Genomic DNA, 21,524 nt, shown 5'->3' with positions numbered 1-21,524 from the left:
GGTCGCTACTGCAGCTTTGCACGCTGAAATTTTCCGCCCGCAACGGGCACCAGCTAGTCTTGAAAGACCAATAGGCAACCCTGAGACGTGGCTCTCCATGCCTGACCATCTCCCCGGCAAGCTTGCGATTGCCCTGGTGCCAGCCCTGCTCGCCGGCCTACAGGGCAGCGCTGCAGAACCGACCTTCAACGATATCGCGCCGATTCTGCAACGTCGTTGCGTGCTCTGCCATGCAGGGCCACAGCCGCCGCTGGACTTACGCCTCGATAGCCTTGCGCAGCTGCTCAAGGGCAGCCAACGTGGCCCTGTCGTGCAGACCGGCGATCCAACCGGCAGCGAGCTGATCAAGCGTCTCAAAGGCATCAGCCAACCACGCATGCCACTGACTGGCCCGCCATTTCTCAGCGACACCGAAATCGAGCTGTTTGAACGCTGGATTGCCGCGGGACTCAAGCCCGCGGTCGAGCCACCCGCAACAGACGCAATGGCCAACCCTGGCGCGGCGCCAGCAGCCACACTTGGCACGACGCTGAACTACAGCCATGTGGAAGCAATTTTCGCCCGACGCTGCACCAAGTGCCATTCGTCTCATGGCTTGATGGGGGCAGCGCCCGAGGGCTATCTGCTGTCCTCCTATGCGACGACCCTGGCTTACGACGACCGCGCGCGGGTCGTGCCCGGCTCGGCAGACGCCAGCGAGTTGGTGCGGCGTATCCGCGGGCAGGCACGGCCACGCATGCCATACGATGGCCCACCCTTTCTCGACAAGACGGAAATTGCCCTGATCGTCGACTGGATCGATCAAGGTGCACGCGATGCGCAGGGCAAACCCGCACCGCTGCCAGGCGGAGCCAAAGTGCGCCTGCAAGGCACGCTCGGCGCCAACTGGCGGCTGGATACGCTGCCGCTCAAGATCAACGCCAAGACGCGCAGCGAGCATTCGCCCCAAGCCGGCGACTACGTGCAGGTGCGTGGTCGCCTGATGCATGACGGCAGCGTACTGGTCGAGCGGATCAGGCCACGCTGACGTTAGCCGCGCCCTCTCCCCGGCAGGTACAACATACAAGCGGATTTACCCGCGAAGTTTTGTCGCCGCCTCAGCGGTTTTCGCGGATAAATCCACCCTATGCAACAGGTCACGGGGCAGCGCGACTACTTACCGCGCTGGGCATCGACGCTGAAGGCGCCCGCACCTTGCACGTAAAGCAGAAGCAATCCGCCAGCCATGGCGAGGTTCTTCATGAACATGATCATTTGCGTCTGTTCGGCAAAGTTATTATGAAAAATCAACGCGGACGCAATACAGAAAGCTGACAGCGCCAGCGCCGCCCAGCGGGTGAGAAAACCGAAGATCAGTGCAAGACTGCCGCCGATTTCCAAAGCGATCACCAGCGGCAACAGCGCGCCGGGTATGCCCACGCTCTCCATATACCCCTGAGTACCGGCATAACCGGTGATCTTGCTGAATCCGGCTAACAGAAAAATATGAGCCAGCAGCAGCCGAGCGACCAAGACGATTGCATTATTCATACATCCTCCATTATGAGAAAAAACCGTTTAAGCGAACGCTAACGGCCTGCTTCGGTGGATCACCCTATATTCGCTGTTGCGGGAGGTGCAGATGGGCAGAGACACGCTTTCGCGAAACAAGCCCCAGCTGGCAGGATGCCTCCATTCGCACCTAGATTTGACCTTAGCAACGCCCCCCATCTTTCGCCACTCGAAGCAAAATTGAGCGACGCCACAGTAATGCCGGCATGCCCTGCCTTGCGACACGAGCAGCCTGGATACTTGCAGGAAAGCTCGGCAACCCCGAAGCTAGAGACATCAGCCACTGAATGGCGAGGACTGGCCTTGGACTGGCAAACACTGCTCAATCGCGAACGACTCGGCAAACCGACGCACAGCGCCGATGAATTGGGCCGCACGCCCTTTCATAAAGATCATGATCGGATCATCTTCTCCGGCGCATTTCGCCGCCTGGGACGCAAGACCCAGGTGCACCCGGTGTCGAGCAACGACCATATCCACACGCGCCTGACCCACTCGCTGGAAGTCAGCTGCGTCGGACGCTCGCTGGGCATGCGCGTCGGCGAGATGATTCGCCCTGAACTGCCCGCCTGGTGCGAGCCAAGCGACTTGGGCATGGTCGTGCAGTCGGCGTGCCTGGCCCATGACATCGGCAACCCGCCATTCGGCCATTCTGGCGAGGATGCGATTCGCCACTGGTTTCAGCAGGCCGCAGGGCGCGGCTGGCTGGATGCGATGAGCGCGGCCGAACGCGGCGACTTTCTCAGTTTTGAAGGCAACGCCCAGGGTTTTCGCGTGCTCACCCAGCTGGAATACCACCAGTTCGACGGCGGTACGCGGCTGACCTATGCGACCCTCGGCACTTACCTGAAATACCCCTGGACTGCGCGTCACGCCGAAGCGCTCGGCTACAAGAAGCACAAGTTCGGCTGTTACCAGAGCGAACTGCCACTGCTCGAACAGATCGCCCAAAAACTTGGCCTGCCGCAACTGGAAGAACAGCGCTGGGCGCGCCATCCGCTGGTCTATCTGATGGAGGCGGCGGACGACATCTGCTACGGCTTGATCGACCTGGAAGATGGCCTGGAGATGGAGTTGCTCGATTACAGCGAAGTCGAGGCGCTGCTGCTCGACCTGGTCGGTGACGACCTGCCGGAAACCTATCGCCAGCTTGGCCCGCAAGACTCCAAACGGCGCAAATTGGCGATTCTGCGCGGCAAGGCCATCGAACACCTGACCAATGCCGCTGCCCACGCCTTCGTCGAGCAACAGGACGCCCTGCTGGCCGGCACCCTGCAAGGCGATCTGGTCGAGCATATGCACGGCACCGCCAAACGCTGCGTGCAGAGCGCCAAGGACATGGCGCGCGAGAAGATATTCCAGGACAAGCGCAAGACCCTGCACGAGATCGGTGCCTACACCACCCTGGAAATTCTCCTCAATGCCTTTTGTGGCGCCGCACTGGAGCAGCACGGCGGACGCACGCCATCGTTCAAACACCGGCGCATCCTCGACTTGCTCGGCAACAATGCGCCCGATCCGCACGGATCGCTGTATACCTCGTTTCTGCGCATGATCGACTTTATCGCCGGCATGACCGACAGCTACGCTACTGAAATGGCCCGTGAAATGACGGGGCGCTCGAGTCCGGTGTAATTCATGAAAAGTGTCCTGCGCAAAACCTTCAGCTGGCATGCCGGACCGCCAGCCTGGGGGCCGGCGATGGTCGCCGGCTTCGGTTGCGCCCTGCCCCTGCTGCTGGGTTTGTTCAGTGCCCACCCGGGCTTTCTCTGGGCATCGGTTGGCGCCTTTCAGGCCGCCCAGGCCAACCCCCTGCACCGCCTCGGTATGCTGCGCATGTTGATGCTCATCGGCCTCGGTGCCGGCAGTGCCGGTCTGGGTTTCTGGGCGGCCAGCGATCCGCTGATCAGTCTCGGCCTGTTCGGTGCCTTCGGCTTCTTGCTCGCCTGGCTACAACGCTTTGGCAGCGAGGCCGGCAAACTCGGCATAGGCCTGGCCGTCTGTTTGTGCCTGGGCCAAGGTCAGCAAGGCCTGGGCAACCTGGATAAACCGCTCGCCATCGCCATGCTGTTCATCCTCGGCGGGCTCTGGGTGATGCTCCTGGCGTTTGGCCTGCGCGGTATGCATGGCCTGCGCATGTGGCCATACATGCCACGCTTCGTCAGCCTCCTCAAAGTACTCAAACGCCACGCCAAACGCCTGCCGCGCCAGCAGTGGCGCCTGCATGCGCTGGCCTGCACCCTGGCCTTCTCGCTCGCCGGTCTGGTCGTCAACCTGGCTGAATTGCAACGCGGCTACTGGTTGACCTTGACCGTGGTCACCACACTGCAGCTGGAATTCCAGGGCAGCCTGGTACGCGCCCTGCAATCGAGCTTGGCCAGCCTGGCTGCGGCAGGGTTATTGATTCTGCTCGGGCATAGCCTGCAGGACCCGCCGCTGATGGTCGCCACCCTGCTGCCGCTGATCGCCATCAGCCGTGCCATACAGGCCAACCACTATGGCTTATTCGTACTGCACACCACCGTCTGCTTCGTCTTGCTGGCCGAAAGCCTCGCGCAGGATTGGCAGCTTGCCGAGGTGCGCTTGCTCAACGCCTTGTTTGGCGTGGTACTGGTGCTGTTCGTCGCGCTGCTCATGCACGGCCTGAGTCAGTTACTGGACAAACACGCGAAGCGCGTTGCTGCGCCGCGGTGAGCGCCTTGAGTCGGGCATCCCGCCGGCGGACGAATAGCAGCTCTAAGCAGCTATTTTCTTATAATTAATAGCGTTTAGCAGGCAAGCCTGCGGACCCTTCACTATGCTTCCTGGGTCCGTAACGCACTTCACGGAGAGACGCGCGATGCTAAGGATTGCCAGGCTCCACGACCGTCGCGTCCCCCTGCACGTACATATCAGCGTGTTGTTCACCTTGCTGTTATTGCTGATCGGCATAGTACTGGGACTGTTCAACTACCAGCAGAACTCGCAGATCATCTTTTCCAGCAGCGCCAAGCTGTTCGAGCGCATCCAACAGGATGTGCAGAAAGATCTGCGCCACACCTACCTACCCATCAACCACCTGCTCAGCATGCTGGTGCTCAATCGCGACACCCAGGCGACCGATCTTCAGGGTCGCCTGGCGCTGCTTGAACCTTTGGCCCAGGCCCTGCGTGACAACCCCAAACTGGCCTCGCTGTACCTCGGCTATGCGGACGGCGATTTTTTCATGCTGCGGCCACTGCGCAGCGAGACGCTGAAGCAGCTCCTGGCGGCACCCGAGCAGGCGACCTATCAAGTCTGGTCGATCGACCGCAGCGCAACCGGGGTCGAGGCCCATTACCTGTTCTTCGATGACGCGCTGAACCTCATCAGCCAGCAGCAACGGCCCCTGGAAGCCTTCGATCCACGCAGCCGCAGTTGGTACCTGAGTGCCAGCAGCCATGCAGAGCAGATCACCACCGCGCCTTATGTGTTTTTTTCCACCCAGCAAGTCGGCACTACCTTGGCCAGGCGTGCCGGACCGACCAGCGTTCTGGCCGCAGACCTGACGCTCTCCGAGCTTTCCACAACCCTGGCCCAGCACCAGGTGACGGCTAACAGCCAAGTCATCCTGTTCGACGCCAAGGGCAATACCGTGGCCTATCCAGACAGCACGCGCCTGCTGCTGATGCATAACGGCAAAGCGCACCTGACCCCGGCCCGAGACCTCAGCCCGGAACTCGCGGCCCTCCTGGCTGATGGTCTGGACGCCCCGCATCAGGGCGTTCTGGAGTTGAGCGAACGACGCTGGGTCGTCTCGCGCAGCCATATCCAGGAAGGTGGGCCGCAAGGTCTGTACCTGGCGCTACTGGTGCCGGAAGACGAACTGCTGGCCGACGCCTACCGCATCCGCTGGCAAGGCGCACTGATCACGCTGACCGCCTTGCTGCTGTGCCTACCCTTGGGCTGGCTGGCTTCGCGCATTATGGCCAAACCCTTGCGTGCCTTGGTGTTAGAGGCCGAGGCCATCCGCCGTTTCGACTTCAACTACCCTTCCAGCGGTCACTCGCTGGTACTGGAAGTGGATCAACTGGCTAAATCCATGGCGCGGATGAAAGAGACCATTGCCAGCTTCCTCGAGATTTCCGCCAGCCTCTGCGCCGAAACCCGCTTAGATACTCTGCTTGAGCGGATCCTGCAGGAAACCGTGGCCATCAGCGCGGCCCACGGCGGCCTGATTTACTTGCTCGATGCCGACAGCGGGCGTCTGGAGCCTTATGGTCTATTGCTCGACGGCACGCCGCACAGCCTCGACAAGCACGGCATTCGTGGCTACGCCAAGGCCGCCAGCCAATTGCCCAGCTGGTTGCAGCAACCAGCCAACGGCGACAAAAGCCGCATCGCCTCGCTGGGCTTCGACCAGGCCGACGACTACCGAAGCCTGCTGCTAACCCTCGACAGCCCGCGCGCCCACCTGGTTGCCACCGGCCTGTATAACCCTCAGGGCGACAGGCTGGGCGTCCTGGTGCTGCTGCACTGCGACCGTGGCGAGCCAGCCGACCGAGCCATGCAAAGCTCCGAGTGCGTGGCGTTCGTCGAGGCGGTGTCTGGAGTAGCGGCGCGCTGTATTGAAAGCCAGCGCCTGCTGGATGGACGCAAACAGCTGCTCGACTCCTTATCCAACTGATCGTCGGCGCCATCAATGCCGACGGCCACGGCCAGCGATGATGAATCGGAGGTGTAGCATATCGCCGCCTGGCGGCATGACTGCGGCAAGGTCACCACGACAAAATCGATAACAACACTGCCCGAAACGCCTGCACCGCGAGCAGATGAGCCGACCGGCCCGAATGATGGCAATAGCCGATATTTTCGAAGCGTTGACTGCTGCAGACCATCCGTACAAACAGGCCAAGCTGCTCTCGGCAGTCACTGCTCATCATGGCGACCATGTGCAAGCACGCGCGCATTGACCCGCAACTGTTTGGTTTGTTCGTGCGCGCAGAAATTTATCGGCGCTACGCCGAACGCTTCATGCAGGCGCAACAGATCGATTAGGTGGATGACCGCGCGGTACTGAGCAAAGCCAGACTGCTAGACAAGGCGCCCACTGGGTTTGGTATTTTCTTGCCGAAGTAGAGGGTCTTGCAGGAGAGAGGGGTGGAACGCGAGGTCCTGCATGGACGGTGAAGCAACGGCTGGGCATGTTGCATGCCCAGCCGGCGAACGTCAGGCCGGAGTATTGATGGTGCTTTCCGGATACCAGACATCCATCAGCGGGCTGACAGTAATGTCGACCAGCTCATCACGACCTTTCAACCAAGCTTCGACCTGGGTACGCTGTTCTTCGCTGACCGAGCCACGCTGGGCCAGACATACCAGACCATAGTCATCGCCGCCGACATAACCAAGACCATTGGCGGTCATGGCGTCACGCAGAAACTGATCAAGGAATGCATCAATGGCCTCTTCGGCCAGATCGTCTTTGAAGTTCAGGTTCAGCTCAAAACCCAGCTCCTGGAATTCATCCACGCAGAGTTTTTTGCGCAGACGGCGGGAACGGTTAGTAGCCATGGAACAATCCTCAAAAGTGATAACGCGCGGCACTTTAGCAGCTTGCCGTGCGAATTGCCCGCCTCGCTGCCTGCCAGGCGACAGGCGCTGCACCGGAGCAAAGCATTGACGCCGATCATGGAGCAGCGCAGCATCCCGGCCCTCGGGCATAATGTGCGGCAATTCGCAAAACCTCGACGAGACCTTCCGTACATGTCATTCGTGACCACCAACCCTCAACTGGAGGGTATCTACCCATGATCAACACCTTGCGCACGCTGGTTATCGCCGGCTTGCTCCTACCGCTCGCCCTACCCTTGCAGGCTGCCGTCAACAGCGGCCTGTCGCCCAAGGTTGAGCAATCGCTGAAAGCCAGCAAGATCAGTACCCAATCGCTGTCGGTGGTCACCCTGCCGCTTACCGGTCCTGGCAACAGCACCTTCTTCAACGCCGACGTGTCGATCAATCCGGCCTCGACCATGAAGCTGGTGACCACCTTTGCCGCCCTGGAACTGCTCGGCCCAACGCACCAGTGGAAAACCGAGTTCTACACCGACGGCCCGCTGAAAGACGGCGTGCTGCACGGCAACCTGTTCCTCAAAGGCGGTGGCGACCCCAAGCTGAATATGGAGCGCCTCTGGCTGCTGCTGCGCGACCTACGCGCCAACGGCGTGCACCAGATAAGCGGCGACCTGGTACTTGATCGCAGCCACTTCAACCAGCCCGCGCTGCCGACCTTCAACGATGACGGCGGCGACACCAACAAACCTTATCTGGTCACCCCCGACGCCTTGCTGGTCAACCTCAAGGCAGTGCGCTTCGTCGCGCGTACCGACGGCGGCAAGGTGCATATCGCGGTCGAACCACCGATTGCCGAGATCCGCATCGACAATCAGGTCAAGGCCTTGCCGGCAGGCAAATGTCCAGGCTGGCCGGATGTGCGCTACAACCCGGTGAAACAGTTCGACGGCACTACCGTGATCGTCACCGGCAAACTTGCAGAGGGCTGTAAGGCCCAGACCTATCTGTCGCTGCTCGACCATCCCGGCTATGCGGCCGGCACCGTACGGGCCATCTGGCAGGAGCTGGGCGGCAAGATCCTCGGCAAGGACCGCCTCGCCGAGGTACCGAAAGATGCCCGCTTGCTTGCTCGCGCTTTCTCCCCGGATCTGGTGGAGATCATCCGCGACATCAACAAATACAGTAACAACACCATGGCCCGTCAGCTGTTTCTGAGCCTCGGCGCGCAGTTTCGCAATGAGGCCGACGGCGACGACGCCAAGGCCGCCCAGCGGGTGATCCGCAGCTGGCTGGCGCGCAAGGGCCTTACTGCTCCGCACCTGGTAATCGAGAACGGCTCCGGCCTGTCGCGTGACGAGCGCGTCAGCGCACGTGAAATGGCCCAACTGCTCCAGGCTGCCTGGAAAAGCCCCTATGCCGCCGAATTCATCAGCTCCCTACCGCTGGTAGCCATGGACGGCACCATGCGCAAACGCCTACACCGCACCGCCTTGGCCGGCGAGGCACATATCAAGACCGGCACCCTTAACAATGTCCGGGCCATCGCCGGCTACAGCCGCGACAGCAATGGCAACAGTTGGGCGGTGGTGGCGATTCTCAATGATCAGCGACCCTGGGGCGCGTCATCGATTCTCGACCAGGTACTGATCGACTTGTATCGCCAACCTAAACCCTGAACGCATAGGTAGGCGGCTACCCGGCATTCAGCCGCGCAAGCCGCCTTCGCGCTCCCAGGCGCAGCGCACCCGTAACTCGCCTTCCTGAGGGCTGTGACCCGCGTTGTCCGACTCCCAGCGGAAGGTATGAGTGCCGCTCAGTTCGGTTTCCAGATGCACCACCGCGCTGGCCCAATACAGGCGTTTGAGCAGTGTCTCGAACCGCTCGACCCACAGGCTCCACTCGTACTCGACCGCGCGGTAACTGGCGCCGAAGTGAATCACCTGCGTCTGGTACAGGCCTTCTTCGGGCTGCTGGCAGAAGGCGAACATCTCGCGTCCGAGAAATGGCCAGGCCTCATCAGCCGGCAACTCGCCCAGCACCTGGTGGTTGATCTCACGGCGCAGACGGCTCTGTGCCGGGCTATCGGACGGCCAGTCGCGAATGCAGCCATAAACGATGGATTCAGACTCCACACGGGCACTCCAGAAAATCAAGGCTGCCTTCTAACACAGCGCCGATTGCCGAGAAAGGAACTGCTGGGGAATTTTGTCATTTTGTCGGCCGACTCACACTCGCCGGGTCAGGAATGGCGCGGGCCGCGACGCATGACCCAGGCCAGCGCCGTCATCAACAGCGCCAGGCTGGTCAGCACCATGAACGGCAATTGATAGTGACCGGCAAGATCGCGCGCCAGACCAGTCAGAACCGGCGTCAGACACGCGATGCTGTAGCCCATGCAGAGCATCATCGCGGTCCAGCGACTGACCGCCAGCGGCGAGCCCGCCTCGTACAACGGCAGCACCAGGGACAAGGCAAATGAGCCGCCGAGACCGAAGCCGATGCTGACCGCCCAGAATTCCGGCGCGAAAGTCGGCATGAAAGTGATCATCGCTAGGCTGACAGACGACACCAAGCCGCAGGCGACCAACAAGACATAACGATTGCCGAAACGCTGGGCCAACCAGGGCAACAGGAATGCACTGGGCATGCCCATCAGCATCGAAATACTGAACAGCGCATTGCTGTGCGGCAGGGTCAAGCCTGCCTCGTGGTAACGCGCCACCGCCCAGGTTGCCAAGGCATAGAACAGCCCGGCCTGAATCGCGAAAAAGCAGCTGATCAACCAGGCCCGCGGTTGATTCCAGGGCAAACCGCTGTCGGCTTCGGCGGCTTCGGCAGACTCCGCCCGATTGGGCAGGCACAGCCATAACAACAGCCCCAACATCGCAGGCAAGGCCCAGACCGCCAGCCCCTGCGGCCAACTGTCGCCGAACAGTTGCGTGGCTGGCGCCGTCAGCACGGCACCAGCCGCGCCGCCTACAGCCATGCTCAGGGAATACCAGCCGACCACGGTGCCCATCTGCCCAACGAAGTGGCGCTTGATAAACCCCGACAGCAATGGCCCGGCAATCGCAATGGCGGCACCGAGCAGCACCGCACTGGCAATCAGCACAACACTGGACTGGCCAGCCAGGCGCATCAGCAAGGCGGCGGTGATCACCCCCATGCACAAGGCGATGGTGCGTTCCAGCCCTAGACGCAGAGCCAGACGCGGTGCAAAAGGTGCCAGCAATCCCATGCACAGTACCGGCAATGCCGTGGTCAGGCTGATCAGGCTCCGGCTCAACGCCAACTCATCGGCAATCCGCTCGATAAGCGGCGCCAGAGAGGTGATACCGGGGCGCAGATTGATCGCCGCGACCACCAGTGCCAGCAATAGCAGGGCTCTAGACGGCGCGTTCAATTTGCGTCGACCCGCAGTGATCGAAAAGACAATTGAAAAAAGGCTTCATGCGTGGCTTTCACTAAAATTCCAACATCGTCGCAACTAGCCTACAGGGCTGGCAACCCTAGCGCCGAGACCGCTTGAGAACAAGGCCAAAAACATAAAAGCTGACCGAGCGATCAGCCAAATGAGGCTCGCGTATTTGTCACGGCCCAGGGTGGCTGAGTGTATTGGGTTGCCAGGATTGCCAGAATGCCAATCAATCCAGCAAAGCGCTGCCGTGCGAAGGGTCAGGTGTCGGCCGAACGATCATTGTGGCCAAGTTCCCGCGCCGGATCGATCAAGTCGCGCAAGCGCTGCTTGAGCACCTTGGCTTCGGGAAAACCACCGTCGGCCTTGCGTTCCCATATCTGCACGCCGTCACAGGTGACGCGAAACACCCCACCGCTGCCAGGCTGCAGGCTGACCTTGCCAAGATCATCGGCGAAGGTCGACAGCAGTTCCTGGGCCAGCCAGGCCGCGCGCAACAGCCACTGGCACTGACTGCAATAGGTGATAGTCACTTCAACTTTGTCGCTGGACATAAACCACTCTGCCTACGCAAAAAATCATGATAACCCCGTCCGAAACTCGAGGGTGCAACGTAAAAGGCCCGTTTACCTTGTGCGGGTAAGCGAGCCTTTTAGATGAAGCTTCGGTCAGCTAGTGACCTGATCGATTAATCCGTTAGCCCATGGACTCAGCCTATCCAGAACCTTGCAGGAGGCCGCGACCCGCGGCAAATACAGCCCTCAGGGCTGCCAGATTGCGCTGTCGCGGTGCAGGACACACCGAGGTCGGGCCTTCCACAAATAAGACTCAAAACGGCGACCTTGAGTTAACCAACCAACCGACCAGGCCACTCGTGACTGGCTTGAACCATGCCTTCAGGCAATTTTCGCCAGCAACTCGCGGGCTTCCTGTTTTTGCTCGTCATCCCCATCGTTGATCACTTCATTGAGGATGTTACACGCGCTTTCCAGACTGCCTTGGTCGATGTAAGCCAGTGCCTGGTTGAGTTTGGTCAGATTACCGTGGTTCCCAGCCAACTGATCGAGGTCGTGCAACAGGTTGCTGCCATCGGCAGGGGATTGATCAAGAAAACCTTCGTTCAGGTCTTTCTGCAACCAGTCATCCGCCGATGTTTCTTCGACCAGCATCGTCTGGACGAAAGGACTGCGTGCATCGCGATTTCCAGCCGACTCAAAAGTCTCCGACAGATCGCCAAGCTCGGAAGCATCTGACGTCGAGTGGCCATTCTTTTTATGCATGCTGGTTGGAAAGGGACTCACCAGATCCCAATCCGCATCCAGCGCCAGGTCATCCAGATTGAGCTGGAAATCAGTCTCCAGCGTTCCCCCCGCTTGCACCGGCGTTTGCAGCTGTGCCTCGTCCAGCACCAGCGTGGCATCCTCCAGAGTGCCTGCCGTCACAGGGACCTCAAGCAAACCGGGGTGACGCGTTTTGAGCTGATCAATACGCGCTGCCGTGAAACCGGCACTGCGCAACTTCGCTTCCTCCTTGGCAAAGGCCTGGGCATTGCCCTGCTGGGCCAACACTTCGAGCAGACGGAAGCGAATATCGCTGCGCTCTGGCTGGACATCCAGCGCCTTGCCGAGGATCACCGCCGCCTCACTGAAGCGGCCATAGGCAATGTAGATATTTGCGCCTTCCAATGCGTCAGGGGGAGTCGCTGAAGCAACCGTTGCCTGGCTGACACGAGTAGCAGGTGGCGCGCGGTGCAGCAGCGGCGCAACTGCTTCTGGTGCCTTCATCACAGGCTCTGGTATTGGCTGAACCTGTTGATTTAGCGGTGTCAACGAGCGCCGATTACGCCAGAACAACCCGAGCAGGCCAACCAGCAGCAGGGCCAGCGCAGCCACAGCGGCACTCAACCAATTGCGACTCGGCGTCTCGACTGACTCGCTCAGTTCAACCCGCGAAGACTCCGCCGCGACAAGTGGCGGAGACGATTGTGCAAGTGCAGGACGTTCCACCAGCTGGTTTTGCAATTCAGCCAGCTGCTGGTCCTTGTCGCCCACCTGTACCTGCAGCTGCTGCAACTGCGCCTGCAGATCGGTGATGCTCTGTTGCAGCTTGAGATTCTCCTCAGCCTGGCTGAGCAACTCCTGATCCAGGCGCTGTTGCATTAGTGCCATCTGTTCAACCTGCGGGTCGACTGGCGGTTCGCCAGGCGCCAAGGGCTCTACCCTGGCGATCGGCGTACTGCCCGCCTGGGCTGTATCCGGCAGCAGCAAGTCGGCTCCAGCCTGCAGGCGGTTGATATCACCACGACTGAATGCCTGCGGGTTGAGCGCATGGATATCGCGCATCAACGCTTGCTGCGAGGCCTGGCTACCGGCAGCGCGCAAGCCTGTGGCGATCTTCCACAGGCTGTCGCCACTGACCACTTGATAATGCGCACCTGCTTCGGCTGCCGGCATGACCCGAGGCGCAGCAGCAGTTGCTGGTGATGCCGCAACCGCAGGACGCACGGACGCTGCCCGCACCTCTGGCAAGGCAGCGACGGTCCGGTAGGCCGATGAGCCAGGCGGATCGAGTAGTAGGGTGTATTCACGCAGCAGCGCGCCATTAGGCCGCGCCACTTCGACAATGAAGTTCAAATAGGGCTCACGCACCGGCTGGTTCGACACCACACGAATCACACTGCTGCCGCCGCGCAACAACGGTGTGAAACGCAGATCGTTGAGAAAGAACAAACGATCGACACCAGAGCGGCTGAATACATCGGCAGATGCAAGCCGTACCAACAGATCACTACTGGCCAGATCAGCAACTTCCAATAATTCGATTTCAGCCTCTAACGGCTGATTCAAAGCTGAATGCAGGGTGATTTCGCCCAGCCCCAAAGCCGGAACTACCCCGGAATAGAATGCCGAGGTTGAAGCAAGGCCGAACAGCAATTGCCGGACTCGAGACATATGAACTCTCCCGTTGACTCCGCTCCCGAGTCGTTACACCACTCCACGCCTTGGCGTGCGTATCCGTCAGTGGTGAAAACAGTGGGTGCAGCAAATTCGTACGTCGGGGCAACATTCCATGTCAAACCCGGCTAATGAGTGAGTATGGTCATAATTTACCAGCCTGCACGCTTAAACAGACGGCTTGTTAGTGCACACCGAGCAATAAGGCAGGGAGCAATCATACGCAAAAGCAACGGAAAGCAGTCAATAAAATGACCCCAATTTGCCCCCCCGTATGCTGACTGCCTACAGCAATCAATGCCTTGTCGAGCGCACGCGCCAAGCCGCCAGCACAGTCAGAGCGAAGACCGCCGCCATCAGCCAGAAACTCTGCTGAAACGCCACGGCCTCGGCAGCCAGATCGCCCCCCTCACGGCCATGGCGCCACTCGAGAAAGAAGGTCAATAGATTGACGCCGAACGCCCCACCCAACTGGCGAACGAAGGTAATCGCCCCCGCGCCCAGAGCCAACTCCTCTGCACTGAGGATGTCCAGCGAGCCGGTGCTCAGCGCCGGCAACAGCAGCCCGAGCCCGACCCGCCCGACACCGGCCCAAAAGCACAGCACGGCGAACGAGCTGCCCTGTTCGAGCCAGCCAAAACCTGCGGCAGACAAGGCGAAAATCAGCAAGCCACTGACCAGCAGCAAGGCCGCCGACTGCCTATCGCTCAGCCAGCCACCGACAAAGGAAGCGGCGCCCATCAGTACCCCCGCAGGCAACAACAGCAAACCGGCGCGTCCGGCGCTGTAGCCCTCGACTGTTTGCAGGTACAACGGTATCAGGTAGGTCGAGCCATACAGACCCATGCCCAACGTCAGGGCCACCCAACTGGCATTGCGAAAGCCGGCATGACGCCACAAACGCAACGGCAACAGTGGCTTGGCGCTACGCCAACTCCGGGTGAAAAAGCCGATAAATGCCAGCGTACCCAGCAGACCGGGCAGCCATACCCGCGGCGCCTGCCAGGCAAAGCGCTGAGCCTCGGCGAGGGCACCGAGCAAGGCAAACAATCCCACGCACAACAAAACAAAAGCCCACACATCCAGTAACGGCGTAGATTTTTCCCGCTGGCTGGGCAACAACCACTGCCCGCCCAGCATTGCCAGGCCGCACATAGGCAATGGCAACCAGAATACGGCGCCCCAGCCGAAGTGATCGACCAGATAGCCGCCGATAGTCGGCCCCAATGTCGGCGCGACCATCACCCCCAGGCCATAGAAACCCAAGGCCATGCCGCGGCCGCCACCAACGAATACGCGAAAGATCAGCACCATAGCCAATGGCTGGACGATTCCGGCACACAGACCCTGGACGATGCGCAGAGCAATCAACTGCCAGGCCTCTTGTACGACCAGTGCCAGCAATGAACTAAGGATGAACAGCAGCAGACCGAACTGCGCAGTGCGCCTGGCGCCAAAACGTGAATGTGTCCAAGCAGCCAATAACAGACCGGCGGTCATAGCCGCAAGAAAACCAGTGGACAGCCATTGCGCCTGGGGCCGGCCAATCGAAAACTCCAGCATGATCGCTGGCAGGGCCACATTGATACTGGTCGAGGCCAGGACCATGGCCATGCTGCCGATCATCAAGATGCCCAGCAACCAGCGCGGATAGCGCGCGCCAAAACGCGCCTGCAAGTCCGGTAGGTCCTGCCCCATCAGCGTTTTTCCAGGTTACCCAGAATCCGTGCATGCACCTGCTGGCAATGGCGCAGTTCTTCTTCGTCGATCCCAGCGAAGAGCTCTTTGCGTAGCTGGGTGGAGATTGCCTCGATCTTTTCGATCAACGGTTGCGCCGGCGGGCTCAGGGAGATTTTCTTGGCGCGGCGATCTTCCGGTACCGCCTGCCGGGTAACCAGGCCCTGGGCTTCCAGGCTATCGAGCAGGCGGGCCAGGGTTGGTCCTTCGACCCCGACGCTTTGCGCCAGCTCACGCTGGGTGGGCAGTTCTTCGAAACGAGACAGGTGCAGGAGCACCAACCAGCGTGCCTGTGACAGACCAAGCCCGACTAGGCGACGATCGAGTTCGGCGCGCCAGGAGCGGGATAACTGGGCTAATTGCATGGCGAAACGGTGTGGATCCAACTGCGGCTGTGGCATGGTTAAACGGCTCTTTTATCAAAAAACTAATTATTAGTTAGCTAACCATAACCACAAGCCCGAGATCAAGGTTCGTTTAAGCCCAAGTCGCATTGATGAATCAGGCTGTCACCATTTCACGTACTGATCTTCGACAAAGCCCCAGAGATTGTCGATCGTCAGCGCCGGGCGGCCCGGCGGGCGCAGCACACCACTGAACTGGCCGAATATCTGTTTGAAGTTGCTGGCCAGCAGCCCCAGGTTGATATGCTCCTGATGCACACCGCGGGCCTTGAAGCGCAATTGCACCTGACCGTCGTGGGAATCGATCTGCCAAGGTTGCAGCGGCTGGTCACGATCAAAGGCGAAGCGCACCGTATCGACCTTAATCAGCTTGCCATCGAGCCAGAAGCAATTCTCCGTGAAGCTGGTTTCATTAACCCCACAAGACAAATTCAAACCCACCCGCAGACCGCCTGCCTGGCCCGACAGACAGGCCCAGTTCCAATGGGTTTCCGGGCGCATATAGCCGGCCGACCAATCGTGGTGGGCAAAGGCGTCTATCGCTGTCAGGTCGAACTCACCCAGGCTGCTGATCACTTGACCACGGCAGCGCACCCCTGCGACCTTCTGCGCGTACACCCAGCCATTTGCTCCCGCCTGGGTAGTCAGGCACATCGGCTGAAAGCTCGGCTGTTCCTCGGAAAAGCAGGCGTCGATTCGGGTGCCATCGTCCAACTCGACCAGCAAGCGTTTCTCTCGTGGCGCCTCGCTGTTGTCGAAACGCAGCAGATTGCCCGCGCTGCGCAACTCGCACACACCGCTCTGCGGTTGCTGGGAAAAGTGCGTGCCCAGGCCCAGCGGCAACTTGAATTGTCGCTCGATCATGCGCCCGCTGGCGGGATGAAACAGGTAAACGAAGCCGACCCCGGCCAGACTCAGGTTGGCCAGGGCACAGCCACCGATCAACTCATCGCTGAGCAAACCGAAATACTGGAATTGGTGAAAACGCCGCCATTTGGCCAGAGCGCCTAGGCGGCGCCCCATCGCCGAGCGGAAGTCGAAATCACGGTAGTTGATCAGCCTGGGGGCGTCCGCAAATATGCCGTAATGCGGCTGGCCATTGGCTTGAATCAGTCGATCCATCGGAAACCGCTCGCGCAAGAATGGCCCCAGATGCTAGCACTGCCGTCGCGTCCCCTGTAGTCACCAGAAGCGTCAGCTACAGCGACGAAATCGGCCATCGGCTAGTCTGTTGCTCAACTCATCACCTGATTGCGCCCAGCAGCTTTGGCCTTGTAGAGCGCCCGATCCGCCTGCTCATAATGCTTGGCCAGCGTGCCGCTGTCGGTGGGCGGAAAGCAGGACACACCGATGGAGATAGTCACAATGGGCGCGGTAGCCGAACCCTGGTGCTCGATCGCCAACAGCTCCAGATTCTTACGCAGGACCTCGGCGCGCTGCAGCGCTTCGGCTTGATCGATGTCGTACAGCAGCACGGCGAACTCTTCGCCACCCAGGCGCACCGCCATGTCCAGCGGCCGCCGCGCCGCATCCTTGAGCAAACCGCCGATGCGCTCCAGCACCTTGTCGCCAGCCTGATGACCATAGCGGTCGTTGTAGGCCTTGAAATGATCGATATCGCTCAACAACAGGGCCAGCGAATGGCCTTCGCGTTGCGCCTGGCGCCACAGTTGCTCGAACTGGCGATTGAAACTGCGCCTGTTGTGCAAGCCAGTCAGACTGTCGTGATCGGCGAGCAGGCGCATCAGCCGACTGATCAGAAAGTGTTCACGGGATTTGTATTCCAGCAAGTAGCAACCGATAGCGCCCATTGCATTGCCGATCAGCAGAAACAGCAGATTACTGATCAAGCGCGACAGCGGCACGCCAGCGAACAACTCCCCGCCGACGTAGGCCACCAGCACCGCCAGCGAACAGCCCAACGCCTCCCTGAAACGCAAGCCAATCAGAAAGTAGGCCGCCATACAGACCAACAACAGCCCTTCATAGGGATAGGTCGGGTCGGTAATGTGGGCGATGCCAACTACCATCGCGGCCCCCACCCCGAGGGCCATGATGCTTACCACGCTCAGCGGTTGCAGCAAATGTGCATGGCGGCCCTGGATCAACAAGCCTACGAAGATCAGCAACAGGCTGAACACACTCAGACGCACCGCAAACATCCACCAGATCACGGGGCTATGCACCAGGGCAAAATCGAAGGCGGCGAATGCCAGCCAGATCAGGATGGCGCCATAGAGCGCGATGCGTTTGACGCTGTAGGTGCTGTCCTGAGCATGGGCACGGTATTCACGCTCGAGCGGTTGATTGAACCGCAATAAACGAAAGCCCGACGCAAGCTGATCTGCATAAGGGCAGGGGCGGACGTCTTCTAGCCAGGCACGGGGGTGCGGCATCAAAACCTCCTCAGCAGAGATGACCATTGGGCCATTCACTTAAGTGCAACACAGCTGGAGCGCTTTTGATACCGGCCACAAGGGGGAATAAGTGCGCCGAACGACGCTGCCTAGAGTCGCGGTTCAGGCTTCGAACTCGGCCTGTAAGGCGGCGCGCACGCAATGCAATACACCCAATTCGACCCGCCCGACAAACAGTTCGCCAATGGTTGCCGCTGCCGGCAGTTCGCCTTCGCCATCGAGAAAGGCATCCTGGATCTCGCCGAGCAGCGCTTGCGGTAGATCCAGTGCCTGCTCCAGGGATAACTGCTGGCGACCGATGGCCTCGGCCAGCAGGTTGTAGACATTTTTTTCACTGCACTTGAGTTGGCTGGCGATCTGCAGCGGGGTCATCCCGGCACGGGCCAGGCTGACCAGTTCATGACGCAGGTCGAGCACCACTCGCGGCGCCTCGGCATTACCGCCCAGCACTTCGAGGAAGGCCTCGCCATAGCGTTCCAACTTGCGCGCACCAACCCCGCTGACCTGGGCCATTTCGGCCAGGCTGCCGGGCTTGCTGCGCAACATTTCCAGCAGGGTGGCGTCGGGGAAGATTACATAGGGCGGCACCCCATGCTCCTCGGCCAACTTGCGGCGCAGCGCGCGCAGGGCTTCCCATTGTTCGCGTTCGTCGCCGCGGACCAGTTGGCTGGCAGCACTGCTGGAGGTTTTCGCCGTGAGCTGCGGCTTCAGATCGCGGCGCAATTGCAGGGTCACTTCACCGCGCAACAAAGGCCGGCAGCTATCGGAGAGACGCAGGCCGCCATAGCCTTCAAGGTCGACATCGGCCAGGCCGCGCGCCACCAATTGGCGGAACAACGAGCGCCACTCACCCTCGCTGAACGCCTTACCGACACCGAACACCGTCAAGTGCTGATGGCCAGGGCCGCGCACCTTCTCATTGTCGCGCCCGAGCAGCAGGTCGACCAGATGACCGACGCCGTAGCGCTGACCGCTGCGGTAGATCGCCGAGAGTGCCTGGCGCGCCGGCTCGGTGGCATCCCAGGTCTGCACGCCATCGAGGCAGTTGTCGCAATGGCCGCAGGGATTGGGCATTTCCTCATCGAAATAAGCCAGTAACGTCTGCCGCCGGCAGCGAGTTTCCTCGCAGAGCGCGAGCATGGCATCGAGCTTGTGCTGTTCGACACGTTTGTGCCGTTCGTCGCCTTCGGAGTTGTTGAGCATCTGCTTGAGAAAGATCACGTCCTGCAGCCCATAGGCCATCCAGGCGTCCGCCGGCAAGCCATCGCGGCCGGCGCGACCGGTTTCCTGGTAATAGGCTTCCAGCGACTTGGGCAGGTCCAGGTGGGCGACGAAGCGCACGTTGGGCTTGTCGATGCCCATGCCGAAGGCGATGGTCGCCACCATGATCAGGCCTTCCTCGTTGAGAAAGCGCTTCTGGTGGTAGGCGCGCAGCTCGTTGGCCAAGCCGGCGTGGTACGGCAACGCCGGAAAACCCTGCTCGCTGAGGAAAGCCGCCATATCGTCGACCTTTTTGCGCGACATGCAATAGACGATGCCGGCATCGCCCTTGCGCTCGGCGAGAAAAGCCAGCAACTGCTTGCGCGGCTGCTCCTTGGGCACGATGCGGTAGAAGATATTGGGCCGGTCAAAGCTTGAGAGAAAGCGCTCGGCATCGTGCAAATGCAGGCGCTGAACAATTTCTTCACGGGTGCGCATATCCGCCGTGGCGGTCAGGGCGATGCGCGGCACATTGGGAAATAGCTCGGCGAGTTGGCCCAGCTGCAGGTATTCCGGGCGAAAGTCATGGCCCCACTGCGATACGCAATGCGCTTCGTCGATGGCGAACAGGGCGATGTCCAGACGCTGCAGGAACGCCAGCATGCGCGGTTGTACCAGGCGCTCCGGGGCCAGGTAGAGCATTTTTATCTCGCCGCGGTTGATCCTGTCGGCAATCTCGCGCTGCTGCTCGGCATTCAGGGTGGAATTCAGGGCCACTGCCGCCACCCCCAACTCGTCGAGGGTGGCGACCTGGTCATCCATCAAGGCGATCAGTGGCGACACCACCACCGCCAAACCCTCGCGCAGCAAGGCCGGCACCTGAAAGCACAGCGACTTGCCGCCACCGGTCGGCATCAGCACCAAGGCGTCGCCACCACCCGCCACGCGCTCGATAATCGCCCCCTGGCGGCCACGGAAGCTGTCATAGCCGAAAACGTCTTTGAGGATGCGCAGTGCGTGGTCGAGCATGAAAGGTCTCCGAAACGAGCTCGGCATTATACGCACCTGCTTGCCGGACTGAGTTTTGATCTGTTTTTTCGCCGCGCATTTTCTTAGAACTATGGCTGCTGTAGCAGGTCTGGACTAGAATCCATCCTCGTTTACTTCTTCAAGGTAGCCCCACGATGTCCTTCGCCGAGCAACTGTCCCGCCTGCAAGCCTTCCTCGACGCCGATGAGCTGCACGAAGAGGCTCTGGACTATGTGGCCGCTCATGGCTACCTCACCGCCTTGGCGATCTGCCCTGACCCGGTACCCGAGCGTGAATGGATCGACGCCCTGTTCTCCGAGCCGCCGCATTACCGCAGCGACGAAGAGCGCGATGATATCGAGGCCACCTTGCTGCAACTGCACACCCATATCGCTCGCCAACTGGCCAGCGACGATGACCCTGAGGTGCCTTGCGAGCTCGACCTCGGCGACGAGCCGGACGACTCCGATCTGCGCGGCTGGTGTATCGGCTTTATGGAAGGGGTGTTCCTGCGTGAAGCGGCCTGGTTCGACGATGCCGAAGACGAGGTCAGCGAGCTGCTACTGCCGATAATGGTCGCCTCCGGGTTGTTCGATGAGCAAGCAGAGTTCACCGAAATCGCCAGCGACCGCGATCTGGTAGACAGTATGGTCGAGCAAATTCCCGAGCTGCTGACCGCATTGTTTCTGCTGTGCCATGCCCCGGAAGAAAAACCAGCCCTGCTCAAACCTCGCCACCATTGAGTCTGCGCCACTACCATGGCGCGTGACGTAGAAGAAAACCGTAATCCGCTGATTCGCTACGCACTGCTGTCCTTGGGCTGGTTGTGCGTGGTGCTCGGGGTGGTCGGTATCTTCCTGCCGGTGCTGCCGACTACGCCGTTCCTGTTACTGGCAGCGGCCTGCTTTGTCCGCAGTTCAAAACGCTTTTATCTGTGGCTGGTATTGCATCCCAAGTTAGGCCCATGGGTTCGCGACTACCTCGACGGCCAGGGCATCCCGCGCAAAGCCAAGGTCTACAGCATCAGCCTGATGTGGCTCAGCATCGCCCTCTCCTGCTACCTGGTCCCTCTGTTCTGGGCTCGCGCCTTCATGCTGACCAGCGCAGTGTTGGTGAGCATCTATATCCTCAAGCAGAAAACCCTGCCCAATCCGCGTTAGCCATGCAGGATAGTCAGCCGGCGCACCTGCATGACCGCTGCTTGCATGCCTAAACAGCAAAGCCACTCAATGCAGCTCAAACTCCCGCCATGCGAACAGCTCAGACTCACGGCACAAGGGTGGAC

Annotated in this window: 17 protein-coding genes and 1 pseudogene; 7 read left to right on the top strand and 11 right to left on the bottom strand. The window is 60.4% G+C overall.

The features are described 5' to 3' along the window. The first annotated feature begins 97 nt into the window (after positions 1-97). Positions 98-1,027 carry a c-type cytochrome domain-containing protein gene (locus tag B2D37_RS04540; protein WP_079201597.1) on the top strand — a complete coding sequence of 310 codons (930 nt, stop codon included), beginning with the start codon at positions 98-100 and terminating at the stop codon, positions 1,025-1,027. A gap of 125 nt (positions 1,028-1,152) precedes the next feature. On the opposite strand, the gene B2D37_RS04535 is transcribed toward B2D37_RS04540, so the two are convergent. Further along, complete coding sequence (locus tag B2D37_RS04535) at positions 1,153-1,530, bottom strand: DoxX family protein (protein WP_079201596.1); 378 nt, start codon at positions 1,528-1,530, stop codon at positions 1,153-1,155. 324 nt (positions 1,531-1,854) lie between these two features. Here B2D37_RS04535 and B2D37_RS04530 point away from each other — a divergent pair, with 324 nt between their 5' ends. The 3 genes and pseudogenes from B2D37_RS04530 to B2D37_RS04520 all read left to right on the top strand — a co-directional run bounded on the left by B2D37_RS04530 (position 1,855) and on the right by B2D37_RS04520 (position 6,567). Next, a complete protein-coding gene (locus B2D37_RS04530) occupies positions 1,855-3,186 on the top strand; it encodes a deoxyguanosinetriphosphate triphosphohydrolase (RefSeq protein WP_079201595.1) in 1,332 nt (443 codons plus the stop codon). Between the two features lie 3 nt (positions 3,187-3,189). After that, positions 3,190-4,245, top strand: a complete 1,056-nt coding sequence (locus B2D37_RS04525; RefSeq protein WP_079201594.1) for an FUSC family protein — start codon at positions 3,190-3,192, stop codon at positions 4,243-4,245. A 145-nt stretch (positions 4,246-4,390) separates the two neighbouring features. Next, positions 4,391-6,567, top strand: a pseudogene (locus B2D37_RS04520) (HD domain-containing phosphohydrolase). Positions 6,568-6,738: 171 nt separating this feature from the next. Here B2D37_RS04520 and B2D37_RS04515 read toward each other — a convergent pair. Then, complete coding sequence (locus B2D37_RS04515; RefSeq protein ID WP_079201593.1) at positions 6,739-7,083, bottom strand: YggL family protein; 345 nt, start codon at positions 7,081-7,083, stop codon at positions 6,739-6,741. 236 nt (positions 7,084-7,319) lie between these two features. Here B2D37_RS04515 and dacB point away from each other — a divergent pair, with 236 nt between their 5' ends. Then, positions 7,320-8,759: a D-alanyl-D-alanine carboxypeptidase/D-alanyl-D-alanine-endopeptidase gene (gene dacB, locus B2D37_RS04510; RefSeq protein WP_079201592.1), complete on the top strand. Its 1,440-nt coding sequence runs from the start codon at positions 7,320-7,322 to the stop codon at positions 8,757-8,759. A 27-nt stretch (positions 8,760-8,786) separates the two neighbouring features. Here the strand turns inward: dacB and B2D37_RS04505 are convergent, their stop codons facing one another. The 9 genes from B2D37_RS04505 to recQ form a co-directional block, all read right to left on the bottom strand. Continuing rightward, positions 8,787-9,215, bottom strand: coding sequence for a hypothetical protein (locus B2D37_RS04505; protein ID WP_079201591.1), 429 nt, complete (start codon positions 9,213-9,215; stop codon positions 8,787-8,789). Between the two features lie 107 nt (positions 9,216-9,322). After that, complete coding sequence (locus B2D37_RS04500; protein WP_079204900.1) at positions 9,323-10,456, bottom strand: CynX/NimT family MFS transporter; 1,134 nt, start codon at positions 10,454-10,456, stop codon at positions 9,323-9,325. 302 nt (positions 10,457-10,758) lie between these two features. Next, on the bottom strand, positions 10,759-11,052 hold the full coding sequence (locus tag B2D37_RS04495; protein WP_079201590.1) for a SelT/SelW/SelH family protein: 294 nt from the start codon (positions 11,050-11,052) through the stop codon (positions 10,759-10,761). 342 nt (positions 11,053-11,394) lie between these two features. Then, positions 11,395-13,449 carry a FimV/HubP family polar landmark protein gene (locus tag B2D37_RS04490; protein WP_079201589.1) on the bottom strand — a complete coding sequence of 685 codons (2,055 nt, stop codon included), beginning with the start codon at positions 13,447-13,449 and terminating at the stop codon, positions 11,395-11,397. A gap of 297 nt (positions 13,450-13,746) precedes the next feature. Then, the gene (locus tag B2D37_RS04485) at positions 13,747-15,150 is read right to left on the bottom strand and encodes a DHA2 family efflux MFS transporter permease subunit (RefSeq protein ID WP_079201588.1); all 1,404 of its coding nucleotides are present in this window, start codon (positions 15,148-15,150) and stop codon (positions 13,747-13,749) included. Continuing rightward, positions 15,150-15,590: a MarR family transcriptional regulator gene (locus tag B2D37_RS04480; RefSeq protein WP_079201587.1), complete on the bottom strand. Its 441-nt coding sequence runs from the start codon at positions 15,588-15,590 to the stop codon at positions 15,150-15,152. Before B2D37_RS04480 ends, B2D37_RS04485 begins: the two co-directional genes overlap by 1 nt. 108 nt (positions 15,591-15,698) lie before the next feature. After that, positions 15,699-16,715 (bottom strand): DUF2804 domain-containing protein, encoded by a 1,017-nt coding sequence (locus B2D37_RS04475; protein ID WP_079201586.1) that lies wholly within the window; start codon positions 16,713-16,715, stop codon positions 15,699-15,701. Between the two features lie 113 nt (positions 16,716-16,828). Further along, complete coding sequence (locus tag B2D37_RS04470; protein WP_079201585.1) at positions 16,829-17,989, bottom strand: diguanylate cyclase; 1,161 nt, start codon at positions 17,987-17,989, stop codon at positions 16,829-16,831. Positions 17,990-18,112: 123 nt separating this feature from the next. Then, entirely contained in the window at positions 18,113-20,239 is a 2,127-nt protein-coding gene (recQ, locus tag B2D37_RS04465) for a DNA helicase RecQ (RefSeq protein WP_079201584.1), read from the bottom strand. 155 nt (positions 20,240-20,394) lie between these two features. Between recQ and B2D37_RS04460 the strand changes: the two genes are divergently transcribed. Together B2D37_RS04460 and B2D37_RS04455 are read left to right on the top strand one after the other, a co-directional pair. Beyond that, entirely contained in the window at positions 20,395-20,982 is a 588-nt protein-coding gene (locus B2D37_RS04460) for a YecA family protein (RefSeq protein WP_079201583.1), read from the top strand. A 15-nt stretch (positions 20,983-20,997) separates the two neighbouring features. Next, a complete protein-coding gene (locus tag B2D37_RS04455; protein ID WP_079201582.1) occupies positions 20,998-21,399 on the top strand; it encodes a YbaN family protein in 402 nt (133 codons plus the stop codon). Positions 21,400-21,524: the final 125 nt, after the last annotated feature.

This window comes from Pseudomonas sp. CC6-YY-74, assembly GCF_002025205.1.
Lineage (GTDB): Bacteria > Pseudomonadota > Gammaproteobacteria > Pseudomonadales > Pseudomonadaceae > Aquipseudomonas > Aquipseudomonas paeninsulae.
Note: the sequence above shows the minus strand (reverse complement) of the source record. Positions and strands in the feature narration are given on the sequence as shown.